General features: G+C 35.5%; 25 protein-coding genes and 1 tRNA gene. 17 read left to right on the top strand and 9 right to left on the bottom strand.

Features of this window, described 5'->3' with window-relative positions; translation table 11 throughout:
- The first annotated feature begins 5 nt into the window (after window positions 1-5).
- The 5 genes from LNP04_RS04905 (at window position 6) to LNP04_RS04885 (ending at window position 3506) form a co-directional block, all read left to right on the top strand.
- The gene (locus LNP04_RS04905) at window positions 6-926 is read left to right on the top strand and encodes an ABC transporter ATP-binding protein (protein WP_229985451.1); all 921 of its coding nucleotides are present in this window, start codon (window positions 6-8) and stop codon (window positions 924-926) included.
- The gene (locus LNP04_RS04900; RefSeq protein ID WP_229985450.1) at window positions 923-2488 is read left to right on the top strand and encodes an ABC transporter permease/substrate-binding protein; all 1566 of its coding nucleotides are present in this window, start codon (window positions 923-925) and stop codon (window positions 2486-2488) included. Before LNP04_RS04905 ends, LNP04_RS04900 begins: the two co-directional genes overlap by 4 nt.
- An 83-nt stretch (window positions 2489-2571) precedes the next feature.
- Window positions 2572-2730, top strand: a complete 159-nt coding sequence (locus tag LNP04_RS04895; RefSeq protein WP_229985449.1) for a hypothetical protein — start codon at window positions 2572-2574, stop codon at window positions 2728-2730.
- Between the two features lie 169 nt (window positions 2731-2899).
- Entirely contained in the window at window positions 2900-3247 is a 348-nt protein-coding gene (locus tag LNP04_RS04890; protein WP_229985448.1) for an alpha/beta fold hydrolase, read from the top strand.
- Window positions 3216-3506, top strand: coding sequence for a hypothetical protein (locus LNP04_RS04885; RefSeq protein ID WP_229985447.1), 291 nt, complete (start codon window positions 3216-3218; stop codon window positions 3504-3506). The genes LNP04_RS04890 and LNP04_RS04885 overlap by 32 nt, the downstream gene beginning before the upstream one ends.
- Before the next feature lie 254 nt (window positions 3507-3760).
- Here LNP04_RS04885 and LNP04_RS04880 read toward each other — a convergent pair whose 3' ends face one another.
- From LNP04_RS04880 to LNP04_RS04870, 3 genes are all read right to left on the bottom strand, one after another.
- The gene (locus tag LNP04_RS04880; protein WP_229985446.1) at window positions 3761-3952 is read right to left on the bottom strand and encodes a hypothetical protein; all 192 of its coding nucleotides are present in this window, start codon (window positions 3950-3952) and stop codon (window positions 3761-3763) included.
- 115 nt (window positions 3953-4067) lie between these two features.
- Entirely contained in the window at window positions 4068-4670 is a 603-nt protein-coding gene (locus LNP04_RS04875) for a hypothetical protein (protein WP_229985445.1), read from the bottom strand.
- Window positions 4646-4996, bottom strand: coding sequence for a hypothetical protein (locus tag LNP04_RS04870; RefSeq protein WP_229986274.1), 351 nt, complete (start codon window positions 4994-4996; stop codon window positions 4646-4648). The genes LNP04_RS04875 and LNP04_RS04870 overlap by 25 nt, the downstream gene beginning before the upstream one ends.
- 528 nt (window positions 4997-5524) lie before the next feature.
- On the opposite strand from LNP04_RS04870, the gene LNP04_RS04865 reads away from it, so the two are divergent.
- The 8 genes from LNP04_RS04865 (at window position 5525) to LNP04_RS04830 (ending at window position 10776) form a co-directional block, all read left to right on the top strand.
- Complete coding sequence (locus LNP04_RS04865; protein WP_229985444.1) at window positions 5525-5779, top strand: hypothetical protein; 255 nt, start codon at window positions 5525-5527, stop codon at window positions 5777-5779.
- Between the two features lie 117 nt (window positions 5780-5896).
- On the top strand, window positions 5897-6337 hold the full coding sequence (locus LNP04_RS04860; protein ID WP_229985443.1) for a thioredoxin family protein: 441 nt from the start codon (window positions 5897-5899) through the stop codon (window positions 6335-6337).
- Window positions 6338-6343: 6 nt separating this feature from the next.
- A complete protein-coding gene (locus LNP04_RS04855; protein WP_229985442.1) occupies window positions 6344-7270 on the top strand; it encodes an FAD:protein FMN transferase in 927 nt (308 codons plus the stop codon).
- Between the two features lie 136 nt (window positions 7271-7406).
- Window positions 7407-7637, top strand: coding sequence for a DUF4266 domain-containing protein (locus LNP04_RS04850; RefSeq protein WP_229985441.1), 231 nt, complete (start codon window positions 7407-7409; stop codon window positions 7635-7637).
- Between the two features lie 25 nt (window positions 7638-7662).
- A complete protein-coding gene (locus LNP04_RS04845) occupies window positions 7663-8841 on the top strand; it encodes a DUF3570 domain-containing protein (RefSeq protein ID WP_229985440.1) in 1179 nt (392 codons plus the stop codon).
- A gap of 17 nt (window positions 8842-8858) precedes the next feature.
- Window positions 8859-9620, top strand: a complete 762-nt coding sequence (locus LNP04_RS04840; RefSeq protein WP_229985439.1) for a phosphatase PAP2 family protein — start codon at window positions 8859-8861, stop codon at window positions 9618-9620.
- A gap of 111 nt (window positions 9621-9731) precedes the next feature.
- The gene (locus tag LNP04_RS04835) at window positions 9732-10352 is read left to right on the top strand and encodes a response regulator receiver domain (RefSeq protein WP_229985438.1); all 621 of its coding nucleotides are present in this window, start codon (window positions 9732-9734) and stop codon (window positions 10350-10352) included.
- Entirely contained in the window at window positions 10300-10776 is a 477-nt protein-coding gene (locus LNP04_RS04830; RefSeq protein WP_229985437.1) for a hypothetical protein, read from the top strand. The genes LNP04_RS04835 and LNP04_RS04830 overlap by 53 nt, the downstream gene beginning before the upstream one ends.
- Window positions 10777-11087: 311 nt before the next feature.
- On the opposite strand, the gene LNP04_RS04825 is transcribed toward LNP04_RS04830, so the two are convergent.
- A tRNA-Leu gene (locus LNP04_RS04825) sits at window positions 11088-11169 on the bottom strand.
- A 75-nt stretch (window positions 11170-11244) separates the two neighbouring features.
- Window positions 11245-12012: an MBL fold metallo-hydrolase gene (locus tag LNP04_RS04820; RefSeq protein ID WP_229985436.1), complete on the bottom strand. Its 768-nt coding sequence runs from the start codon at window positions 12010-12012 to the stop codon at window positions 11245-11247.
- A gap of 54 nt (window positions 12013-12066) precedes the next feature.
- Here LNP04_RS04820 and LNP04_RS04815 point away from each other — a divergent pair, with 54 nt between their 5' ends.
- Both LNP04_RS04815 and LNP04_RS04810 read left to right on the top strand, forming a co-directional pair.
- Window positions 12067-13494, top strand: coding sequence for a TonB-dependent receptor (locus LNP04_RS04815; RefSeq protein WP_229985435.1), 1428 nt, complete (start codon window positions 12067-12069; stop codon window positions 13492-13494).
- A gap of 12 nt (window positions 13495-13506) precedes the next feature.
- Window positions 13507-13956 carry a GAF domain-containing protein gene (locus LNP04_RS04810; protein ID WP_115950968.1) on the top strand — a complete coding sequence of 150 codons (450 nt, stop codon included), beginning with the start codon at window positions 13507-13509 and terminating at the stop codon, window positions 13954-13956.
- A gap of 290 nt (window positions 13957-14246) precedes the next feature.
- Here LNP04_RS04810 and LNP04_RS04805 read toward each other — a convergent pair whose 3' ends face one another.
- The 4 genes from LNP04_RS04805 to LNP04_RS04790 form a co-directional block, all read right to left on the bottom strand.
- A complete protein-coding gene (locus LNP04_RS04805) occupies window positions 14247-18083 on the bottom strand; it encodes a T9SS type A sorting domain-containing protein (RefSeq protein ID WP_229985434.1) in 3837 nt (1278 codons plus the stop codon).
- A 651-nt stretch (window positions 18084-18734) separates the two neighbouring features.
- Window positions 18735-19463, bottom strand: coding sequence for an ABC transporter substrate-binding protein (locus tag LNP04_RS04800; RefSeq protein WP_229985433.1), 729 nt, complete (start codon window positions 19461-19463; stop codon window positions 18735-18737).
- 26 nt (window positions 19464-19489) lie between these two features.
- The gene (gene mgtE, locus LNP04_RS04795) at window positions 19490-20812 is read right to left on the bottom strand and encodes a magnesium transporter (RefSeq protein WP_229985432.1); all 1323 of its coding nucleotides are present in this window, start codon (window positions 20810-20812) and stop codon (window positions 19490-19492) included.
- 84 nt (window positions 20813-20896) lie between these two features.
- Window positions 20897-21454 (bottom strand): pyruvate decarboxylase, encoded by a 558-nt coding sequence (locus LNP04_RS04790; protein ID WP_229985431.1) that lies wholly within the window; start codon window positions 21452-21454, stop codon window positions 20897-20899.
- 172 nt (window positions 21455-21626) lie between these two features.
- Here LNP04_RS04790 and rpsO point away from each other — a divergent pair, with 172 nt between their 5' ends.
- Both rpsO and LNP04_RS04780 read left to right on the top strand, forming a co-directional pair.
- Entirely contained in the window at window positions 21627-21896 is a 270-nt protein-coding gene (gene rpsO, locus LNP04_RS04785) for a 30S ribosomal protein S15 (protein ID WP_129536557.1), read from the top strand.
- A 249-nt stretch (window positions 21897-22145) separates the two neighbouring features.
- The gene (locus LNP04_RS04780; protein WP_229985430.1) at window positions 22146-24353 is read left to right on the top strand and encodes a polyribonucleotide nucleotidyltransferase; all 2208 of its coding nucleotides are present in this window, start codon (window positions 22146-22148) and stop codon (window positions 24351-24353) included.
- Window positions 24354-24431 lie beyond the last annotated feature (78 nt).

Below are 24431 nucleotides of genomic sequence, written 5' to 3'. Positions count from 1 at the left end.
TGCCCATGATTACAGTAGAATCGGTTTCAAAAAGTTTCAGCGGAAAACCAGCAGTGGACAATATTTCTTTTCAAGCCAATGATAAGGAAATATTGGTGCTTCTGGGAACGAGTGGTTGTGGAAAAACGACCACTTTAAAAATGATTAACCGTCTCATAAAAGCCGATTCCGGAAATATTTTGATTGATGGAAAAAATATCCGTAACCAAAAAGTGGAAGAACTCAGAATGGGAATCGGTTTTGTGATGCAAAATTCCGGTTTGTTTCCGCATTATACGATTAAACAAAACATAGCTGTTGTTCCGGAATTATTAAAATGGAACAAGCAAAAGATTCAAAAGAGAACCGAAGAACTCCTGCACAAACTTCATCTTCCTGAAGATGTTCTTTTCCGTTATCCTAACGAATTAAGCGGTGGCCAACAGCAGAGAGTGGGTATTGCCCGGGCTTTGATCGCCAATTCACCGATTCTTTTGATGGACGAACCTTTCGGAGCATTGGATAATATTACAAAGGCCGATATTCATTCGGAATTCAAATCGCTGGAAGAGCTTAAAAGTAAAACCATTATTCTTGTCACACACGATGTTCAGGAAGCGTTTGAACTGGGACACAGAATTTGTTTGATGGATAAAGGAAAAATTATTCAGACCGGAACTCCAAAGGAAATGTTGTATCGACCAGAAAATGATTTTGTGAAAGATTTCTTTGCCGAAAACAGACTGTTATTGGAATACAAGGTCGCAAGCTTAAATGATGTCAAATCTTTCATCAATTCAGAAAATTTTATCGATGAATTTCAATTTACAGAAGAGACAAGCATTTGGAATGCCTTACAAAAATTAAGCTCTGACCATAAAAACACAGATGCGTACGAAGTATTGATTAAAGCTTTCAACGATTACCGAAAATTACAAATCCTATGACGCAACAAAGTCTTTGGCAGTTCATTATCGAACAGCACGAAAAATTACTGACCCAAGTTGTGCAACATTTGGGATTGACATTTTTGTCATTAGCTTTAGCGATTGTTGTAGGATTACCATTAGGAATTTTAATTGCCCGAAAAAGAAAATTATCAAATCCTGTTCTTGGTTTTGCCGGAATTTTACAGACCATTCCAAGTATCGCTTTGTTAGGTTTTATGATTCCAGCATTTGGAATTGGTGCAACACCAGCCATTGTCGCTTTGTTGATTTACGCACTTTTACCGATTATCAGAAATACTTTTACCGGAATTACGGGTGTAAATCCGACAGTCATCGAAGCTGCCAAAGCTATGGGAATGAGCCGGAAACAGCTGCTCTTCAAAGTCGAACTTCCGCTGGCAATGCCCGTGATTATTGCAGGGATTCGCACCGCTGCCGTTATCAATGTTGGTGTGGCAACCTTGGCTTCTTTTGTAGCTGCTGGCGGTTTGGGTGAATTTATCTTCGGTGGAATTTCTTTAAACAATACCAATATGATTTTGGCAGGTGCCATTCCTGCAGCACTATTATCGATTTTACTCGACCAGACGATTGCTGTTTTGCAGAAATCTGGCTATCAGTTTTTAAAGAAATTAAAGTACATTATCCCAGCAATCTTAGTGGTATTTGGAATTGTTTATTTGATGAGTTCCGTTTCAGATAATAAGTTGAAAGCAGGATTTACTCCCGAATTTATGGGAAGACAGGACGGAGATTTAGGTTTGCGCTCGGTTTATGGTTTGAATGTCAATCCTAAAGTCGTGAATGATGCCGTGATGTACAAAGCTGCTTATGAAAATGAATTGGATTTAATCAGCGGATATTCCACAGACGGTAGAATCAAAGCGTTTGATTTGTACGTTTTGGAGGATGATAAGAAGATTTTTCCTCCGTATTTTGCAGCACCGATTATCAAGACGAAAACTTTAGAAAAATTTCCTGAACTTGAAGAAACTTTGAATTTACTTTCCGGAAAATTTAACGATTCAATAATGACAGATTTGAATTACCGTTCAGATTATCTCAATCAAACGCCTGAAAAAATTGCCAAGGATTTTTTAATGAAAAATAAACTGTACAGAGTTTCCAGAAACGGAAATTCCGGAACCGTTCGAATCGGTTCGAAGATTTTCGGGGAGCAGTACATCCTCACAGAAATGTATAAAATGCTAATTGAAGGCTATACCAATTATAAAGTGGAAACCAAAACCGGTTTGGGCGGAACGAAAATCTGTTTCGATGCTCTAATGAACGACGCCATCGATTTTTACCCTGAATACACAGGAACCGGACTTTTAGTTTTATTAAAACCATCAGCAAAATCCATCCAAAACGTTTCGAAAAGTGCCGATAAAACGTATCAATTTGTGGATTCTGAATTCAGGAAACAATATGGAATACAGTGGTTGGAACCGCTGGGGTTTAATAATTCTTATGCCTTAATGATGCGAAAAAAACAAGCCGATAAACTGAAGATAAAAAGTATTTCTGACCTCAAAAAATATTTGGATTCAAAGTAAAATTTAAATGGCGAACACATACAATTTTGATGAAATCGTCAACAGACTGGGAACCAATTCGGTAAAATAGGATTTGGCAAAAGATGAGGTTTTTACCAATGTATGTTGCAGGTATGGACTTCAAAACAACACTCGAAATTACTGAAGCGATTGTAAAAAAAGTTTCTAACGCCGATTTTGTTTTCGTAGGTCACCAACATATTCCTTTCATATTAATTGCTGAAAATTATAATTTGGAATAGGTTTCCTGTAGTTCGCTCTGTAAAACTTTCAATCTTGCAGGTTTCCGATCTCGTATGTGATTTTTGAGAATAGAGCAATTTTAAATAAATTAATAAAATATTGGTTGTTCGAAGTATTTGGTCAGGATCTCACAGGTCTGCGCTATTTTATGCAGGGTAATGCCAAAACATGTGTATTCCTTACGGAAACAATCAATCTGTAGGACATTATGTACAATCTGATGATGCAAAGATCTACTATGAAATCTACGGAAAGGGAAGTCCGATTGTTGTACTGCACGGCGGAATCGTAGGTTCACCTTTGGAAATGGGTCAGCTGATCGATAGTCTTTCTCAGAAACATCAGGTGATCTCTATCTCTACACGCGGACACGGAAGATCCGAAATGGGTAACAAAATTCCAAGCTATGTACAAAAAGCCAAAGATGAGAGTGCGGTTCTTGAAAAAGTGACCAAAGAAAAAGTGACGATTGTAGGCTTTAGTGATGGCGCTTACACGGGCTATTTTTTTTGCTGAGCAATATCCAAATAAAATTGAAAAACTCGTTGCGATCGGAGCAGGAGAGTGGAAGAAAAAGAAAGGTTTCCGTGAGTTTAAAATGGATTATAAAAGCTTTTCTGCAATGGATAAGATCTTTTGGAAACAGCAAATGGCCATACGACCAGAACCGAAAAGGATCGACGAATGGTTCAGCACTCTAAGCAATTATTACAACAACCTGAATATCGATAAAACCACTCTAGGCGAAATGTCCTGTATTTGTGCTGGCCGGTGAAAGAGATCAGAATGCACCGTTGGATACCGTGATTGCTGCATACAAAATGATTCCGAATGCACAACGGGTTTATTTATAAAGTATAATTCTTTGTTTTAATCCGTTCGGACTTATGAACCATTCAAGTATATTAACACCTAGAATAATTGCAGAATTTCACTGATCACTCTGTAATTTTGTTGTGATAAAAATTAGATTAATTTTTTTACAGGATGTAAAGAATTGCAAATACCTAAATTTCTTATGATTAAAATTTAATTACTATTTGAAAAACAAAGTCTCGCTATTAAATAACTGACTGTAGACTCTGCACCTTGATTCAAATTAACGCTTTTCTTTTCCAGTCCTGTTCCCGGATTATAAATGATTCGATTCAAATGATTTTTTACCAGAAACCAGTTAATGGCATCCTGCATCATTACGGAATAAGATTCATCCCGAAACATTCCTGAAATTTTGACAACGTTAAAATGGTATAAGCAACATCAATCGTTTGTTCACCGTCGTTTGAGTATAATTTTATTTCGTGTTTCTGAAGCCATCCTTTGTTAGAGATTACTTTTATAGCATTATTACGAATATCTTTGACAAAAGAAACTGAAAAGATTCCAGCGCAATTTTTTTATAACTATTTTTACCGGAAGCCATCCATGCGCATAACATGGCTTCCGGTAAAACGCTGTTTCCATAGGTGAGATAACTTTCAAACCAATGCCAGTTTTCTTTTGCCTCATGAAGATACATTCTTTCCAAACGACCAGCTAACAGATCAAGTAATGTTATATAATTGTCAGAATTTTGATAGTGCAAACCTTTTATAATGAAGGCCATTGATCTTTTTGAATTGATCTCGTGTACAAAAGGAAGATTTTTCTGAATAATTATTTCCGCTTTTCCAACAAAATGTTTGTTAAGAATATCTCTTTTTGAAATCAAATATCCTAAAGCCCAAAGTGCTCTTCCATTGGAATCTTCTAAGCTGGTCTCATAATTCTGTTGCGTAAACTCTTTTTCTTCGTTTACATAATTTAGAAAACTACCATCAGTCTGCTGGCAATATTCTATAACATCAAGATAGATCTCAATCAATTTTAGGTCTTTTTCATCTCGGGTTTGTTCATAATGTTGACAGATGGCAATTAAAGCACGGGCATAGTCATCCAAGTTATATCAGGATTAAATATCAGGTTTATTGATTTTAGAAAACTGCCCAATTTCTGCCAGTTTTTTAAATCTTTAGAAATTGCGAGAGCTCCCAATGCATTGATGCCATCATAGGCTATGTAGGTAAGGTAGAAAATATCCTCAATTTTAACGATTCTAGGATCTTCAATACCATGCTTCTCATATTCAAATTCAGTTTGTAATATCGGATATTCATATCTTTCCTGAACCTCTAAAGGATTTAAAAGTGAGCAATACCCAATTGTTGAAATGTTTCTCTTGGCTACTGCTCTATAAAAAAGATATGTTTTCCCATGATCTTTGATTACTGCAGGATTTAGTACACCATCACATTCAAAGTCTAATTCTGTTTTTTTTTTAAGAAGAATTCCCTTTTTTTTACAGCTATCATTGTTGATCCTTTAGTTTATTTTGATCTCGTTTTTCTTTACATTTTGTTAGTTTATCAACACGTTTTTCTTTTGTTGTTTTTAGAAGCAACTGTTTTATCCGTAGATTTTTTATTATCTTTTTCTTTTGACATTTTGTATTGATTTTGGTTTAAAGTAAAGTTGGTCTATTGTAAACGAAAAACGTTGCAAGAGTCTTTGTAGTTTTTGCACATATCACACATAATTAGAATTTTATGCTTTTGGGAATCAAATGATAGATTAACCTTTTTCTTTATTTGTAATCGTTCTTAAATAAACATTTCATAATTTTGATATGTGAAAAAGTGGGTTTCCATATTATTGCTCTCTCTCTATTTAGTTTCAACAACTGAGCTCAATCAGATTTTGAAGCTCCCAATTCTTGTTGAGCACTATTGTGAACACAAAAAGCTAAATCCAGATATGTCTTTCAGTGGATTTCTCAAAATGCACTATGATCATCCTGCGAAAGACGCAGATTATAAGACCGATAGAAAACTTCCTTTTATCATACACTCTACTTTATCGCTTGTGTTTACGATCAATACGGCGTTCAGTTTTGAGTTTTCCGGCAAAGAATACAAGTATTACAAAGTTCACAACATACCTTCTTTTGACGAAGATTTTTACATCAAAGGTTACCTGCATTCTATTTGGCAACCACCGAAGTTCGCTTAATTCATTTCTTGAGATTTAATTCTAAATCTCAAATTTCTACAAATTATAAAATTTATATCTGAATGTTTAGAAGCATTCAGGCTTAACTGGTTCTACTGTTAAATTCTTTTTAAACAAATGAAAACAATATTTGCTGTCACAATGTTGGCACTATTCTCGGTTTTTGCTAACGCACAGACACGTTTCGAACAAGCGAAAAAAAACGCTTCCGAGCAAAACGAATTGATACTTCTCAATTTTTCCGGTTCAGATTGGTGCATTCCGTGTATCAAACTGCACAAAAATATTATTGAAACTGATGCTTTCAGGAAGCTTTCAACCGACCATATTTTAGAATATGTGAATGCAGATTTCCCAAGAAGCAAGAAAAATCAACCTTCTGCAGAAATCAAAAAAGAGAATGTAGTTTTGGCAGACCTCTATAATCCAAAAGGTTTATTTCCGTATACAATTTTATTAGATTCTGAAGGAAAAATTCTGAAAACATGGGAAGGTTTGCCATCGCAGGACGCACTTGCTTTCAGCAATGAGATCCGAAGTTTCTATCAGAAAAAATAATTAAAAATGCAGAAAGAGTTTCGCAAATCCCAAAAATTGATGGGAAATATGTTTGAGATCACAGTCGTTGATGAGAGTGAAACAGTTGCTTTAAAACATATAGAAGCGGCTGTTTCGGAAATCGTCAGGATTGAAAAATTGCTCACGACTTACAGCGATGACAGTCAGACCAATCTCATCAACAAAAATGCAGGAATAAAATCTGTAAAAGTAGATGCAGAGGTTTTTCAGTTGATCGAAAGAAGTCTGCGAATCAGTGATATAACTGATGGCTATTTTGATATTTCTTACGGCGGAATCGATAAAACCTTTTGGAACTTCGACCGTGAAATGGTGCAGCTTCCCGATCCTGAATTGGTAAAAGAACATCTGAAACTTGTCAATTATAAAAACATTCTTTTGAACGCAGAAAGTCAAACGGTTTTTTTGAAAGAAAAAGGAATGCGAATAGGTTTTGGAGGCATTGGTAAAGGTTACGCTGCCGAAATGGCTAAAAGAATTCTTCAACAAAGAGGTGTTTCTTCTGCAGTTGTAAATGCTTCCGGAGATCTTACAACTTGGGGATCACAGGCAGACGGAAAACCGTGGACGATAGGGATTGCAGATCCCGATAACGCTGTGCTTCCGTTTTCTTATATGAACATCACTAATACTTCCGTGGCAACTTCCGGCAATTACGAGAAATTTGTAGTGATAGACGGTAAAAAATATTCTCACACCATCAATCCCAAAACGGGAATGCCGGTTTCGGGGATTAAGAGTGTGACTATTATTTGTCCGAATGCCGAGATTGCTGATGCGATGGCAACGCCCGTCACAATTATGGGAGTTGATGCGGCAATTGGTCTTGTGAATCAGATCAATCATTTAGAATGCATCATCATCGATGATCAAAATAAGATTCATTCATCCAAAAACATCAATTTTAAATAAGATTATAGATTCTCTTTAAACACAAATAACAATACGTAGTGCAGTTAAAGATTCCAATTAATCTTTAAAATAAAAATTCAAAATTAGAATCATCGATTGTGCTTGTGACTTTTTAATAATCAAACAACAATTCCAAATGAAAAATATTTCAATAAAAATAATAATGGGCATATCTGTCTTTTTTGCCCTTTCACTAACTCATTCTTGTACAACAGTAAAAGAATACGAAAAAAATAAACTCAATGATGCTGAAATGGTTTTGGGAAACCGAACAATTGAAAAAACAGAACTGAGTTTCCAATCTTATCGTGAAGGTTCTTCGGGAGCTAATGCCGGCAAAGTTGGCGGTGGGTGTGGATGCAATTAATTACTAATATTTAAAAAGAACTAAAATGAAAAAAGTAATTATAAGCATCATTGCGCTTTTCGGATTTTTCAACGCTCAAGCACAGGAAAATACCAGTACCGAACCATCAAAAAAACTGAGTCTGGATGAGATCAATCTCGTGTCAAGCTATTATAAACAAGACGGAAACAATGCTGCGGTAACTGGCGGTGTTGGGTCAGAAAAGCTCACAGATATTTCCAATTCCATAGATGTCGTTATGGTGAAATATGACAAAAAATTCAGAAAGAATAAGTTTACGTTTGATCTTGGGATAGACCATTACACGTCTGCATCGTCAGATATGATCGATCTGAAAGCCAATTCTTCAGCTTCAAGTGCAGACACCAGATTTTATCCTTCATTGGGCTGGAGCCGTGAAAACGAATCAAAAGGAAGCACGTTAATGGCTGGCGTTTCATATTCCGGAGAATACGATTATCAGTCGATGGGTGCAAATATTGGTTTTGCTCAAAAGACACCTAATAGAATGGGCGAGTTTACCGCAAGGTTTCAGACATTTATCGATCAGGTATCGATGATTGCACCAATAGAACTGAGGGAAGATTCTTCCGTACAAAGTACCGGGACAAGCGGAAGAAATACGTTTGCATTTTCGCTATCCTATTCACAGATCATTAATAAGAATTTTCAACTGGAATTAATGACTGATGCCGTTCAACAGACAGGTTATCTCAGTCTGCCTTTTCACAGGGTTTATTTTACCGATGGTTCTGTGCATCAGGAAGCTTTGCCGGACAAAAGATTTAAACTTCCGGTAGGGATTCGAGCTAATTATTTCTTTGGTGATAAAATAATTCTGCGAAGTTATTACCGCTATTACACCGACGATTGGGGACTGAAATCTCATACCATCAATATAGAAACGCCTGTGAAAATTTCGCCTTTCGTTTCTGTGAGTCCGTTTTACAGATACTATTCTCAAAATGGTGCGAAATATTTTCTGCCCAATCAGCAACATACCGCTTTTAATGATTTTTATACCAGCAACTACGATCTTTCAACCTTCAACAGTCATTTTTATGGAGCAGGAATCCGAATCAATCCAAAAAACGGATTATTCGGAATACAGCGACTCAATATGCTGGAAATCAGATATGGTCATTACACGAAATCCATCGGTATGAAGTCAGATATTATTTCATTAAATCTTAGATTTAAATAATGGTAAAATTGCTCACCATGTCATTCATCTTGTATTGCTCAATGCTTTTTTTTGGGCAGTACAAAGTGATGAAAGATTCTGTAATTATCACTGCAAAAGAATCGAAAAAATATAACGATGAGATGTATCATTTCAGTTATAAAAAACTGATAATTCCAACAGCTTTTATAGGTTTCGGTGTGATAAGTTTAAATTCCGATGCGCTAAAAAATCTTAACAGTACAACAAAATATGAGATCAACGAACATCAACCCAAGCAAATAAAGCTTGATAATTATACTCAGTATCTTCCTGCAGCAATGGTGTACGGATATAATATTGCAGGGTTAAAAGGTAAGCACAATTTCAAGGAACGGACCATTATCTACGGAACATCTCAACTTATTGTAGCTTCTGTTACTTTACCTTTGAAACATTTGGTGAAAGAAGAACGTCCGGATGGCTCAAACAATCTTTCATTTCCTTCAGGACATACGGCAACGGCTTTTTCATCGGCGCATTTTCTTTTCAGGGAATATAAAGATGAAAATATATGGCTTGCAATTTCGGGATATCCAATTGCAGCTTTTACGGGGATTTATAGAGCTTTTAACGATAAACATTGGGTAGGAGATATCATTGCAGGAGCAGGTTTCGGTATCTTAAGCACCGAGATTGCTTATTGGATATTTCCCATCGTCAATAAGATTTTTAAGAATAACGAATCTAAAGATGTAACTTTCATTTATCCAGTTATTCATTCTAAATCTGTCGGTTTGGGTTTGGTGTTAAATCTTTAAAATTATGCATTATCCAAATGAAGTTGGATATTATGTTTTTGCAACTAATGATAAAAAATATAATATCTTAAATGGAGCTTGCTTCGTGATTAATACAAAAGTGAATTAAAAATGGCATATATAGATATTGCAAAGGAAATCTTAAAAGATAATATTAAATCAGCAATTTATATTGATGATAATGCTCGTGAATTCGATAACAATGATGATGCATTGACTGGTGAAGAAGAAGAAGAAGAAGAAGAAGAAGAAGAAGAAGAAGAAGAAGAAGAAGAAGAAGAAGAAGAAGAAGAAGAAGAAGGGTTGTCCTTAGAATTATATGCCAAATTTAGAAAATCAGGTGTTTCTTTAGAGCCAATAAGATATGTTCGAGATAGTGAAGGTAATGAAGAATGTGTGAACTATTGTTTAGATAATAGAGATTTAATTTTACTAAATTGGCATTTAGAGGGTCAATCCGGAGAAAAACAAAGTTTAAAGATCTTAAATAAAATAATTAATAAACCTAATGTCCATTTCTGTGTAATTTATACAAGTGAAGATAGACTTGATGATGTATTTCGAACTATATTAACTAATTATTGTAATTTAAAACCTGAACTATTTGAGGAATACAAAGAATATACAGAGGGTATATTTGGTGAGGGATTTGATTTTGTTGATTTTCATAAAATCAGCCTTGGAAGAGATAAAAAAGATAATTGGTGCGTTTTTGAGCAAAGATGGCAATAAGGACAAGATAAATAAATTTAAAGAGGCAACTTCTATTACTGATAATCTATTTGCTATTTATAAAATATCTACCTGTAATTTAAGCACTGTTTATGAAGAGCTAAATCATCCTCTTCCTTGTCCAAATATTATTAATCAAGAAAAGTACTTATTGGAAATTAATAACACGATAATTACAATTTTTAACAAAAAAGAAAATGAGCCAGATCATTTATTAGAGAATTTTTTTGATCACATCATTAACGATACAGATAGTTATAATCAACTATTAGTAATAGATTTTTTTAATAGAATTTTTAGGGTTGGAATTATAAATAATGACAATAAAGTTAATTTTACTAAAGATGCTTTATTTCAACATCGAAATCGACTTAACGAAGAAGGTTTAGATAGTTTTTACGAAGAATTTATAAAGGAATATTGATTGAAAAAATGAATCTTTCATTAAGAGATTCACAATCATCCCTATTATCAGAGGACATCTATAAAGAATTACATAACCCTGCTATTGAAGTTAAGAGTTTAGATAGACAGAAAATGAAGGTGTGCGTAAAGCAAAACAAGTAAAATATATTACAACTATTCGTCAAAATTATGCTCAAAGAATAGCTAATCATGCTTTTTCTTATCCATTACGAGTAGGTGTTGATTTTGTCAAGCTGTAATTTTAGCCACCCTTTTGACACCCTCAAAATCAAAAACCTCTGAAAATCAAATGATTTCAGAGGTTTTTTGTACCCAGTACCAGAATCGAACTGGTACATCTTTCGATACTAGAGTTTGAGTCTAGCGCGTCTACCAATTCCGCCAACTGGGCTTGATGTTTGTTTTAAATTGGTGTGCAAATATAGGAACTTTTTTTAATGTTCAAAAACTTTTTATTAATTTTTCTTTAAAAATTTATCTCCAAACCATCGTAACCAAGGTGTATTCCGGCAGGAAGTAACTTATCTTCAACATCATGCAGGCCGAAATGGTGACTCAAATGTGTCAAAAATAATTTCTTAGGTTTTAGCTCTTCGTAGAGTTTTATCACATCCGGCAATATAAAATGGGCAGGATGCGGATCAAATTTACGAATGCAGTTTAAGATAAGAATATCTAAATTTTGCAATTTCTCTTTTTCAATGTCAGAAATAAAGCCGGCATCTGTGATGTATGCTAGGTTTTTAAATTTATACCCGAAAACTGAAATTTTGTAGTGAATAACTTCAATTGGGATAATTTCGCAATCTAAAATTTCAAATGGAGTGTTCTCAATCGTATGCAGATCGAATGCAGGAGCTCCCGGATATCTTTCATCGGCAAAAGCATACGGAAAACGATTTTTAACTTCATTTCCGACCCTCTCGCTGCAATAAAGCGGCATATTTTTTCCACTTTTAAAAATTAGCGGGCGCATATCGTCAAGACCAATCACATGATCATTATGCTCGTGGGTGAGAAGAGCGATGTCGATATGATTTTCTTTGTTAATCAGCATTTGCTGACGAAAATCGGGGCCACAATCGATGAGAATTTTTCTATTTTCATCGGTTGTCACCATTGCAGAAGCTCTAAAACGGTTGTCTTTCGGATTTTGAGATGTGCAAACCTCACACGTGCAACCAATAACGGGAACACCTTGCGAAGTTCCGGTTCCTAAAAATTTCAACTTCATTTTGTTTTGAGGTTGGTTTAATTTTGGTAAATTTACGAAAAATTTAATGTCCTAATGTATCAGAAACTAACTCCTAAACAAAAAGCATTAACAATTAATCTAGATCCTACTATTTATGGTACTTTCGCAGAAATTGGAGCAGGGCAGGAAACTGTACGACACTTTTTTAGAGCAGGAGGAGCTTCCGGTACTATTGCTAAGGCGATGTCAGCTTATGACAAAGATTTTAGTGATGCCATCTACGGAAAAGAAGCAAAAAACAGGTATGTAACTCAGAATAGACTTCGTAAGATGCTTCGTTATGAGGTTTCATTGATTGAAGAAAGAATTTCCAGAGAAAACAGCCCAAACAGAAAGTTTTTTTCTTACGCAAATACGGTAACGACCATCAATTTTGATAAAACGGTAAAAGGTCACGGTTGGGTAGGAATCCGTTTTCAGGTAAAAGAAAATGAAGATTATAATGAGGTTGTCATTCATGTAAAATTTAAAGAGAATGATGCTACTTTGCAGCAGGAAACTTTGGGCAATCTTGGTGTGAATCTTATTTTTGGTGCCTTTACGTATTTCGATAACCCTAGAAGGTTAATAGAGTCTCTTTATGATGATGTGGCTACAGACAATCTTGAGATTGATATGATTGATTTCAGCGGTCCAGCTTTCGCCTATGTTGACAATAGATTGATGTCTTTGCAGCTTGTGAAAAATAACATGACCGATGCAGTAATCTTTAATTCTCAGGGGAACAATATGCTTCCTGCAGATGTTTTGTATAAAAAGAATATTTTCGCAGTGAGAGGAAGTTTCAGACCGGTTACTAGAGTAAATATTGATATGCTCCGAAACGGAATGGATATGTTTCTGAAAGATGCCATCTGTACTCAGGAAGAAACTGAAGTTCTGATCGAAATTACCATCTCAAACCTGCGTGCAGACGGAGATATCGATGAAAGAGATTTCTTGGATAGGGTAGACGTACTTGGTAAATTGGGATATACCGTAATTATTTCAAACTTCTCAGAATACTACAGATTGATTGATTATTTCTCACATTATACGAATGGTGACATTGGTGTTGCGATGGGGGTGAATAATATGTTGATGGTATTCGATGAGAAATATTATAAAGATCTGTCTGGTGGAATTCTGGAAGCTTTTGGTAAGTTTTTCCGTAACGGAATGAGAGTATATCTTTATCCTTACAAAGATCCTGAAACTCACGAATTGCTTGATTCTGAAAACCTTAAAGTGGAAGAAAGTCTGAAAGAATTATATAAATATTTCAAATTAAATAATCGTATTGTAGATATTAAAAACTACGATCCGGAGTTTTTGGAAATTTATTCGAGAGAAATACTGAGAAAAATAGCCTGCAACGTAAGCGGTTGGGAAAATCAGGTGCCGGAAGGTGTTGCTGAAATGATAAAAGAAAGAGGAATGTTCGGTTACAAACAGGAGCTTTCTCTAAAACAATTTTCTTAAAACAAATTTAAAATGTCTGAATTAAAAAAAAGACTTTCGTCTATTCTTGAAAGTCCAAAGCATAATACTGAAGAGAAACTTGAGAAAGTTTGTCATCTTTTAGATCAGGAAATATCCTATTTCAACTGGACTGGTTTTTATTTTAAAAACGGCGATAAAGACGAGTTGAAGTTAGGTCCTTATGTGGGTGCAGAAACAGATCATATTATTATCCCTTACGGAAAAGGAATTTGCGGACAGGTTGCAGTTTCAAACGAAACGTTTATCGTTCCTGATGTTCATTTGCAGGATAATTATCTGAGCTGTTCGATTGATACAAAAGCAGAAATTGTAGTTCCTATCTTCAAAAATGGAGAAAATATCGGGCAGATTGACATCGATTCTCACACCATCGATCCTTTCACGAAAGAAGATTTAGAATTGCTGGAATGGCTTTGTAATGAAGTTTCAAAAATTTTGTAATCTTATTTAATTTAAAATATAAACTCCGACGAAAAATCGGAGTTTTTTTGTGATTGAAATTAGTTGACAATATACTTAAAATGGACAGGATTATCTTTTTACTACTCATAAACAAATAAAATGTTTTTATAGCAAATAATATTTTTCTTGTTTTAATGCATTCAAATGTAGAGATGTTTTTTCATTTCAATATGTTTTAAATAATTAACGTGCACGGATGTCCGCACACGCTAATTGTTTTTCATTTAACTGTAATGTGGTTTTTACAGTAAAAGTTTATTTGTCAATATTTACCTCTTGATTACTTTAACTGTTTTTACTGTGTTATTGTCTGCATTTACATTAATCACATAAACTCCTGATGGTAGAGAAGAAACATCAACTGTACCTTTTTTATCATTGATGATTTTAGTAAGAACTTGTTGTCCGCTAGCACTGTAAACTGTTACTGAAAGAATCTTTTGATCGAAAGAGATATTAAGAATATCACTTACAGGATTTGGGAAAACTTTAAGGTTATCTGTAGTTGCTGAAGTTTCTTCAACGGCTAAATTACTTGTAGGACATGCAAGCTGATTGAAGGTAAGTTTCTGAACACTGGTACCATCGCCCAATTGTCCATAATTATTACGTCCGGCAACCTTTAAAACACCATTGTCATTTAAAGATAGAGTATGCCATCCCCCTGTAGAAATTATCGTCATATTATTGCCGATAGTTGTCCAATTAGATGTATTGGTGGTCGTATTGTTACCAAATGGTCCTGTACTATTGTTCCCACTGGCAATCACATTTCCTGATGTTGTTATAGCTATTGTATTAAAACTACCTGTAAAAACTTTTTGAATTGCATCTGCTGCTAGCGAAGGAGTCCACCTGCTGCTTGTAGTTCCATCAGCTAATCCCCCAGATCCATTAAATCCCCAAGTAAAAAGAAGTCCATTTGTCTTTCTTCCTGCAACATGCGAATTTCCTACTGCCATGTCTGCCCAATCGGTAGCAGTTCCTATTTGTTTTGGTAAAATACGATTTGTTGATGTGCCGTCACCTAACTGCCCATGACCATTATAACCCCAAGCCCATAATGTACCATCTGTTTTTATTGCCACTGAAAAGAATGTACCTGCTCCTACACTTTTCCAATTGCTTGCTGTTCCTATTTGGGTGGGTATAAGTTTGTCTGTAGTTGTTCCATCTCCTAATTCTCCGCTTACATTCATTCCCCACGCCCATAGAGTTCCGTTTGATTTTATTCCTAATGTATGAGATTCTCCAACTGCAATATCTTCCCAGTTAGTGGCTGTTCCTATTTTTGTTGGAATCGTTTTATTAATAGTTGTTCCGTCTCCTAATTGTCCCATTATATTATGTCCCCATGCCCAAAGTGTTCCATCTGTTTTGATTGCAACACTGTATTTTTCACTTGCAAAAACTTTTTTCCAATTCGTTGCAGTTCCTATTTGAAGTGGGGTATTTTTTGCGACATTCGTTCCATCTCCCAATTGATTATCAATATTATTACCCCAAGCCCAAAGCGTACCATCTGTTTTTATTCCTAGTGAATGGTAAGAGCCCGCGCTTATAGCTTTCCAACAACCAGTATTGGCAGAAAGTGTTGTAAAAGACCCTCCCGACACCCAAATACTTTGACTGGATCCGCAGTTAGCTGAAACCCACCAATAATAAGTTGTATTAGGTAGTAAATTTGCTATATCTGCTGATGTTACTGCAGTATTTCCATTTGGATTTCCTATATTTTGGCTAGTGCTATAAGCATATACATATGCTGCAGTAGGTGCTGATGCTGAAGGAAGCCAGTTAAGAGTAGCTGTATTTGAAGTAATGTTGGAAGTATACAACTGGGTAGGAGGATTACAATTTACAGGGCAAACTATTGATGTTAAAGTCAGTTTATTTACAGTTGTACCATCACCCAATTGATACATCTCATTATTTCCGCAAACTTTCAAGAAGCCGTCTAAATCTAATGATAAAGTATGGAAGGCTCCCGCGGAAACCAATTGATGATTGCTGGCGTTTCCTACAGAAACCCAGTTCCTGTTCGTGGTTGTGTTATCTCCTAATTGACCGGAATTATTATACCCACAAGTAAACATATTTCCAGATATTGTTATTCCTACAGTATGATGTGCTCCTGCATCAATACTTTTAACTTGATCAAATACTGCAGTTGGTGTTAAACTGTTTGTATTGTTATTATTACCCAGCTGTCCTTCATTATTTCTTCCCCATGTATAAAGTACTCCATTTGATTTTCTTGCTACAGAATGAAAATATCCTGCTGCAACTTCCGCCCAATCTGTATCTGTACCAATCTGTGTTGGAGTATTTTTATTTGTAGTGGTACCATCACCCAATTGACCATTTTGGTTATTTCCCCAAGTCCAGAGGGTACCATTCGTTCGCAATGCCAACGAAAAACCATTTCCTGCTGCAATACTTTTCCACGTATTGATGGTTCCGATTTGAGCAGGTACGTTCCGGTTTATGGTTGTTCCGTCACCCAGCTGGCCTGTATTATTGTTACCCCAGCTCCAAAGTGTTCCATTTGTTTTTATGGCTAATGTATGTTCATTTCCAATTGTAATATCCAGCCAATCATTAGCTGTTCCTACCTGTACGGGATTATTTTTATTAATTGTAGTTCCGTCACCAAGCTGCCCTTGGCCGTTGTAGCCCCAAGCCCATAATGTTCCATTTGTTTTTATTGCGACTGAATACTGAGCGCCTGCAACTACTTTTTTCCAGTCTGTTGATGTACCTATCTGTTTAGGAGTTTGCCTCGTTGCCACGGTTCCGTCACCCAATTGACCATAAACATTATAACCCCAAGCCCAAAGTGTTCCATCTAATTTTATTCCCAATGAATGCGTTACACCTGCACTTACACTTTGCCAACATCCTGCAGGAGAAAGTGTTGTGAAAGATCCACCTGAAACCCAACTGCTTTGATTTGATCCGCAGTTAGACTTAACCCACCAATAGTAAGTAGTGTTTGGAGATAAATTGATTAAATCTGCCGAAGTAGCGACTGTATTACCATTTGGGCTTCCCATTGTCTGCGATGTACCATAGGCATATACATATCCTCCAGAAGGTGCCGTGGCTATTGGTGACCAGTTCAAAGTAGCTGTTGTAGAAGCCACATTCGAAGTATGCATTTGAGTAGGAGAGGCACAGAGACTGGAACTTGGTGCCATTTTTACCAAACCAAGCTGTAATGTTCCTAACCAAATAGTTCCTGAGCTTTGTGTTCTAACGGTGCTAAAATAATTGTCAGGTAAACCTGAATTGGTATTTGTCGTATTATAAGTTGTACAGTTTGTGAAATTTTGTACGCCGGCTCCGCTGAAGCCAATCCATACTTTGCTGTTATTGTCTACATCCAAAGCATTAAGCTGAGGTCCTGCCAGACAAGAACTGTTTGCATAGGTAAATGTGATATTTGTTCCACTTGTCGTTAAAGTTATTAAACTGTCAAAACCTTTCACATATACTGTATCGTTGGCAATTCTCAATATTTTTTGAGTGCCTTGCGCTACGAAATTGAAAGTACTGCCATTCAATTTATACAATACTCCGTTATTTGTAACCCAAACCCCATTACTGCTGTCCGTTGCTACAGAGTTCAGATTTGATATTGAATTATAGGTAGTCCACGTAGTCCCATTGAATTTTGTAAGTCCCGCACTGGTTACCACCCAAAGGTTATTTTGCCCATCAACCGCTATATCAATGATCTCATTACTTGGTAATCCTGAATTGGACGTTGTGTAATTGGTCCAGGTATTTCCATTATAAGAAATGATACCGTTGAATTGAGAAGCAATCCATTTTCTTCCCAATCCGTCAATTTCAATTTTTGTTATTGAATTAGATGCAATCCCGGAATTAGTGGTATTGTAGTTTGTAAAAGTTGTTCCGTTAAAAGTTGAAACGCCGTTATAAGTAGCAATCCACAGCAAACCGTTGGCGTCCGTTTTAATATCGGCGATATAGTTGCTGCCAATTCCTGAATTTGAAGTATTGTAAGTTGTGTAACTGTACGTTTGTGCAAACACAGAAATTGTAATGAGAGTTAAGAGTAAAAAGTAGAGTTTTTTCATGGTTTTTAATAAAATAATTCTCTTCATATTTAATTTTCAAGAGTTTTTCCTACTCGTATAGCTTTTCGGTTTCGCTTCGTTTGAATGGTTTCTGAACTCCATAAAAATATCGAAATGCATAAAACATTTCAAAATTAAATTAAGTTAAAAAAACTTAGATCAATGATAGACAATGATTTTGAAAGGTGTGTTTGATGATTAAATAATTCAATAAGTGCTATTGATTTATATTTCTAAAGAAATTTAAGAACTTAAAAATGTTTTAAGCTGTCGGAAACAATCAGTTTTGATAAATTAAAAGAATTATGTAAAGTTCTCTTCATGGTTTAATTTTTTTTCAATTAGTTTTTATTTTTTAGTAAAAACAACATAATAATAGATATGACCCAATGTTTTGAACTACAAAAATATGTTTTTTTTTCAATGTATAAAAAAAGCTTATAAAAATTTAATTGATAATGTAATAAGGATTGTATTTTATGTAAAATATCAATTTTATTAGCTGGAAAACAGATAATTAGATTATAAAACAAGCGACATCTGATTTTTTTTTGTTTCGAAGCATTCAGATATATAGTTATCTAAAATCATCAATAGGAAAGGGTTTAGCTCATTTAATAATTACAAAAATCATTCGGCTTTAGCCAAGACTTAATGATTAAATTCAGCAATTAATTCCTTAAAATAGTTCTCACACTTCGCAATATGCGTCCCATACCAGGAAAAAGCTTCGCCATCAACGATGATAATTTTCTTTTCGGGGTAAAATTGATTCAGTTCCTCAATATGTTTTTCTTTAAACGGAAAAGGCTCTGAAGAAAGCATAATTACATCAGCTTCTGCTAAATCTTTAATCTGAATTTCAGGATAGCGGGTTTGATTTTTAAATATATTTTCAAAACCTATTTCGGATAAAACATTGTGGATGAAAGTGTCTGAACCAATAGTCATATAAGGATTTTTCCAAATCAGATATGCGGCTTTTATTTTTGTATGAATTTTTGCGTCATTAAGAACTTCGTAAATTTTAAGATTAAAAATCTGTGCTCTTTCTTCTTTGTTAAAAAGTAAACCCAGATTTTTAACTAAGTAATAATTATCTTCAATCGTCTCCGTATTATAAACAATCACTTTGAAATCTTTCATTAAAGTTTCAACCTGTTCTTTTACGTTTTCTTCTTTGTTGGCTAAGATTAAATCGGGTTTTAAAGACTTTATTTTTTCAATATTCAAGTTTTTTGTACCGCCGATTATTTCTACATTTTTTACTTTGTCTTCCGGATGGATACAGAATTTCGTTCTGCCGATAATTTCGTTTTCGGTTAATCCCAAATCAAATAAAGCTTCAGTAATTGAAGGTACCAGAGAAATAACTTTCATGAGTAGATTTTAGACTTTGCCTAAAATTACAAAAGTTTTCCGGTTAAGAAAAGTCCGGCAATCGTAAAGTAAATAATTAAACCTGTTACGTCAACTAAAGTTGCCACGAATGGTGCGGAAGAAGTTGCCGGGTCAAGGTTGAATTTTTTAAGAATAAAAGGAACCATTGATCCCGATAAAGTTCCCCAAAGGACGATCATAGCCAAAGAAATTCCGGCACTTATACCAATAAAAAACCAATAATCACCGTAATCAAACCAGCCCATTTTGTGCCAGATCATAATCCTGAAAAACCCGATTACCCCAAGAAATGTTCCCAAAATAAGACCTGTAACCAATTCCTTTTTCATAACAATCCACCAGTCTTTGATGGTGATTTCTTGAAGTGCCATCGCACGGATAATCAAAGTTGCAGCCTGCGAACCCGAATTTCCGCCACTCGATATAATTAATGGAATAAAGAGAGCTAAAACTACCGCTTTTTCAATTTCGTTTTCATAATATCCCATCACGGAAGCAGTGATCAGCTGTAAGAAAAACAAAACAATCAGCCAAAGACCTCTTTTTTTGATCATCTCAAACCAATGCGTTTGGATATAAGGATCATCCAAAGCTTCAACACCCCCGAATTTCTGAATGTCTTCGGTATTTTGAGACTCAATTTGATCTAAAATGTCATCAATTGTCACAATTCCTACCAAAACTCCGGCATCCGTAATAATGGGAAGTGCGGTACGGTCATATTTTTCAAAGTAGGTTACGGCATCTTCTTTTGAAGTTGTTGTCTTGATGGCTACAAACTGATTGTCGGTAAGATCTGAAACCAAAGTATCATCTTCAACTAAGAGTAAACTACCCAATGCTAAATCATCAATCAAGCGGTTTCTCTCATCAACTACATATAAGTGATTGATGGTTTCCACCCTTTTACCGACCTTTTTGATCTGCTGAAGACATCTTTTAACCGTCCATTCTTTACGAATTTGGATGTAATAAGGTGTCATTAGACGGGCAATAGAATCAGAATCATACCCCAAAAGCTTCAGGGCAATTCTTCTTTCTTGAGGATTAAGGTGATTGATAGAATATTTAATCAATTCATCAGGAAAATCTTCAAAAAGTGCGGTTCTGTCATCGGGTGTCATCGCATTCAGAATCTCAGAAACCTCGTCACTACCAATACTTCGGATGGTTTCTTCCTGAAAATCAGGATCTAAATGGGAAAAAACATCGGCTTTGTATTCTTTCGGAACTTTCAGGAAAGCCAATAGCCGTTCGTCAGCATGGAGTTCGCTAAGTCTTTCGGCAATGTCGGCTGGGTTAAAGGTAAGTTCGTCTGTGTGATTCAAAACCTGAATTTTTTGGATATGCAAAAATAATTCAAAATTTCAACAAACAAGAATGATAACGTAAATTTAAGGATTTATTAAAGGTTAAAAACCGGCTTCAGAAGAGGGTTTCTGTTTTCTCAGTTCTTTCAGAATGCTTTTCATCGCACCATTGGTACCTATTTTAATAGAATTTTCTGTGGAACCCAAAAGACGCATGTTTTTACGGTAGGTGTCGTAATCTGATGATGCAATGAAGTTTCCCTCAGCGTCAAAAAGTTTCATGCTTACGACGACCTGATTAGAAAATACATATTTTCCTAAACCTACTTTGAAATATTTTACTTTGGGAACCACCACAAAATCGGCATCGTTGTTTTTGCTGTATTCTGATATCGTCTTAGAATCGATGCTGTCATAAGAAACCTGAACTTCAGATCTCAACATTTTGTTTTTTCTAAATCCGCTCACTTTATCTGAAACTGCACTGAAAAATGCATGATTCGTGGGTTCCTTAATCTCCTCAAGATCAGGTTCTACTTCAGGATTAAAGTATAAGATTTTCTTTATTTTGTCAACAGTATGAGCTTTCTGCGCTTTTACAGAAGAAATACTGGTGATAAACACAGTAGAAATAAGCGTAAAAAATAAGATTTTTTTCATGTCTTTGTCACTGCAAAAGTACTGTCTTTTAGTGGAATTGCATAATTTTATTAAGGAAAATTTAACATATTTTTCTATCTATTTTAATATATAGAATCGATTATGTTTTGCTGAGTAAGAAAATAGTCGTACTTTTGCACCCGTTACATAATAATCATTAAACAATATTGGAATGTACTTAACAACAGAAAAAAAAGCAGAAATTTTCGCAAAACATGGAAAATCTGCACAAGACACAGGAACAGCTGAAGGACAAGTTGCTCTTTTCACTTTTAGAATCAACCACTTATCTCAGCATTTGAAGGCTAACCGTCATGACTTTGCTACTGAGAGATCTTTGGTAAAATTAGTAGGTAAAAGAAAAAGTTTGTTAGATTACCTTAAAAACAAGGATATCACAAGATATAGAGCAATTATTGCTGAACTTGGATTAAGAAAATAATCTATTAGATTTCCAAAAATAAGAAGCAACTTCGCAAGAGGTTGCTTTTTTTATGCTTTGATTCTATTTTATTAAATACATCAAAACAAGGTAAAAATGGACAATTATTTCAATAAAATTGTTCAAATCACCATATAATGTATATCTGAAATTCGATAAATCATTATAATACATTATCTTTGCAAACGAAATTTAGACGAAATATCAATAACTAAAGCACTCAATACGGAGTGCAACACAAAACAATTTATGAGTATACCTCAAGCAATTACAGAGACGATCATTCTTGCAGACGGCAGAGAGATCACAATTGAAACAGGAAAATTAGCAAAACAGGCTGATGGTTCTGTGGTCGTAAAAATCGGCGGAACAATGCTTTTAGCAACTGTTGTAGCCAGCAAAGAAGCAAAGGATGGTGTAGATTTCTTACCATTGACAGTAGATTACAGAGAAAAATTCTACGCAGGTGGAAAAATTCCTGGAAACTTTTTTAGAAGAGAAGCTAGACCTTCAGATCAGGAAATCCTGACAATGCGTTTGGTAGACAGAGTTCTAAGACCACTATTCCCTGAAGATTTCCATGCGGAAGTTCAAGTGATGATTTCATTGATTTCTTATGACGGACAGTCAATTCCTGACGATTTAGCAGGTCTTGCAGCTTCGGCAGCAATTGCAATTACTGATATTCCTTTCAACGGACCGATGTCTGAGGTAAGAGTAGTAAGAATTGACGGGAAATTAGCGGTAAATCCTAATTATGAAGATCTTAAATTGGCTGACCTTGACATCATGGTGGGTGCAACTAAAGATTCTATCGTAATGGTGGAAGGTGAGATGAAAGAAATTTCTGAGGCAGAAATGCTTGAAGCAATCCAATTCGCTCACGTAGAAATTAAAAAACAAGTTGAAGCTCAGGAAAGACTAGCTGAAAAAGTAGGAAAGTCTTTACCAAAAAGAGAATACAGCCACGAAAATCACGACGAAGCAATTCGTGAGAAAGTGTGGAAAGAAACATACGATAAAGTATACGAAGTCGCAAAAATTCCTTCAGGAAAAGAGGAGAGAGGTGAGAAATTCAAAGCTGTTTTAGCTGAATTCTTAGCTCAATATGTTGAAAATGCTGAAGAGTTAGAAAGAGTAACTCCTTTCGCTAAAGTATATTTCCATGATGTGGAGAAAGAAGCGATGCGTCAGATGATTTTGAATGATAAAATCCGTCTTGATGGTCGTGATCCTCAAACGATTCGTCCGATCTGGAGCGAAATCGATTATTTACCGGGAGCTCACGGTTCTGCAATCTTCACAAGAGGTGAAACTCAATCTTTGACAGCTGTAACTTTAGGTTCAGTAAAAGATGCGAACATGGTAGACAGTGTAATGGTAAACTATGACGAAAGATTCTTCTTACATTATAACTTCCCGCCGTTCTCAACTGGTGAAGCTCGTCCTTTGAGAGGAACTTCAAGAAGAGAAGTTGGTCACGGAAACTTAGCTCAGAGAGCTTTGGCAAACATGATTCCGGAAGAAAATCCTTACACAATCCGTATCGTTTCTGATATTTTAGAATCAAACGGTTCATCTTCTATGGCGACTGTTTGTGCAGGAACTTTAGCATTGATGGATGCGGGTGTGCAAATCAAAAAGCCGGTTTCAGGGATTGCGATGGGATTGGTAACTGATGTGAAATCAGGTAAATTCACAGTACTTTCTGATATCTTGGGTGATGAAGATCACTTGGGAGATATGGACTTTAAAGTAACCGGAACTGCAGACGGAATCACCGCTTGCCAGATGGATATCAAAGTTCAGGGATTGTCTATGGAAATTATGGAAAAAGCGCTTCTACAGGCTAGAGACGGAAGATTGCATATTCTTGATAAATTAAATGAAACGATTTCTGCTCCAAGAGAAGACGTGAAGCCTCACGCTCCGAAAATGGTGATGTTGGAAATCTCTAAAGATTTCATCGGTGCGGTAATCGGACCTGGTGGAAAAATCATTCAGCAGATGCAGAAAGATACTGACACGGTTATCGCCATTGAAGAAGTTGGAGAAATCGGTAGAATCGAAATTTCTGGGGTTAGCAGAGAGAAAATCAACGAAGCGATTGCAAGAATCAACGAAATCACTTTTGTACCGACTGTAGGTGAAGTTTACCAAGGTAAAGTTGTTAAAGTGATGGATTTCGGAGCATTCGTAGCGATTGCAAAAGGTACTGAAGGTTTACTTCATATCTCTGAAATCGAATGGGCTCGTCTAGACAAAGTTCCTTACAAAGAAGGTGATGAGGTTGAGGTGAAATTTATGGGTTATGATGACCGTAAAAAAATGAAACTTTCAAGAAAAGTTTTGTTGCCAAGACCAGAAAGACCGGCACAAAAGCCAAGACCAGAAAGTCAAGTGAATCCTGAAGGTAAAGACCAGCCGGGTGAGCACAAGCCTTTGAATGAAGCTTAAGATTATTACGATCAATTATATGAAACCACCGAATTTTCGGTGGTTTTTTTGTGTGGGGATTGATTTTTTGTAGAGAAA

Origin of the sequence: Chryseobacterium sp. C-71 (assembly GCF_020911865.1) — a bacterium.
Lineage (GTDB): Bacteria > Bacteroidota > Bacteroidia > Flavobacteriales > Weeksellaceae > Chryseobacterium.
This window is presented reverse-complemented; position numbering and strand designations above follow the sequence as displayed.

Coding starts and splice junctions, on each gene's coding strand:
- LNP04_RS04835 (WP_229985438.1), top strand. CDS start 9,732: ATGGCATATATAGATATTGCAAAGGAAATCTTAAAAGATAATATTAAA.
- LNP04_RS04905 (WP_229985451.1), top strand. CDS start 6: ATGATTACAGTAGAATCGGTTTCAAAAAGTTTCAGCGGAAAACCAGCA.
- LNP04_RS04845 (WP_229985440.1), top strand. CDS start 7,663: ATGAAAAAAGTAATTATAAGCATCATTGCGCTTTTCGGATTTTTCAAC.
- LNP04_RS04880 (WP_229985446.1), bottom strand. CDS start 3,952: ATGTTTCGGGATGAATCTTATTCCGTAATGATGCAGGATGCCATTAAC.
- LNP04_RS04790 (WP_229985431.1), bottom strand. CDS start 21,454: ATGAAAAAAATCTTATTTTTTACGCTTATTTCTACTGTGTTTATCACC.
- LNP04_RS04860 (WP_229985443.1), top strand. CDS start 5,897: ATGAAAACAATATTTGCTGTCACAATGTTGGCACTATTCTCGGTTTTT.
- rpsO (WP_129536557.1), top strand. CDS start 21,627: ATGTACTTAACAACAGAAAAAAAAGCAGAAATTTTCGCAAAACATGGA.
- LNP04_RS04840 (WP_229985439.1), top strand. CDS start 8,859: ATGTCATTCATCTTGTATTGCTCAATGCTTTTTTTTGGGCAGTACAAA.
- LNP04_RS04780 (WP_229985430.1), top strand. CDS start 22,146: ATGAGTATACCTCAAGCAATTACAGAGACGATCATTCTTGCAGACGGC.
- LNP04_RS04895 (WP_229985449.1), top strand. CDS start 2,572: ATGAGGTTTTTACCAATGTATGTTGCAGGTATGGACTTCAAAACAACA.
- LNP04_RS04900 (WP_229985450.1), top strand. CDS start 923: ATGACGCAACAAAGTCTTTGGCAGTTCATTATCGAACAGCACGAAAAA.
- LNP04_RS04865 (WP_229985444.1), top strand. CDS start 5,525: ATGTCTTTCAGTGGATTTCTCAAAATGCACTATGATCATCCTGCGAAA.
- LNP04_RS04815 (WP_229985435.1), top strand. CDS start 12,067: ATGTATCAGAAACTAACTCCTAAACAAAAAGCATTAACAATTAATCTA.
- LNP04_RS04800 (WP_229985433.1), bottom strand. CDS start 19,463: ATGAAAGTTATTTCTCTGGTACCTTCAATTACTGAAGCTTTATTTGAT.
- LNP04_RS04890 (WP_229985448.1), top strand. CDS start 2,900: ATGTGTATTCCTTACGGAAACAATCAATCTGTAGGACATTATGTACAA.
- LNP04_RS04810 (WP_115950968.1), top strand. CDS start 13,507: ATGTCTGAATTAAAAAAAAGACTTTCGTCTATTCTTGAAAGTCCAAAG.
- LNP04_RS04805 (WP_229985434.1), bottom strand. CDS start 18,083: ATGAAAAAACTCTACTTTTTACTCTTAACTCTCATTACAATTTCTGTG.
- LNP04_RS04855 (WP_229985442.1), top strand. CDS start 6,344: ATGCAGAAAGAGTTTCGCAAATCCCAAAAATTGATGGGAAATATGTTT.
- LNP04_RS04850 (WP_229985441.1), top strand. CDS start 7,407: ATGAAAAATATTTCAATAAAAATAATAATGGGCATATCTGTCTTTTTT.
- LNP04_RS04885 (WP_229985447.1), top strand. CDS start 3,216: ATGGCGCTTACACGGGCTATTTTTTTTGCTGAGCAATATCCAAATAAA.
- LNP04_RS04820 (WP_229985436.1), bottom strand. CDS start 12,012: ATGAAGTTGAAATTTTTAGGAACCGGAACTTCGCAAGGTGTTCCCGTT.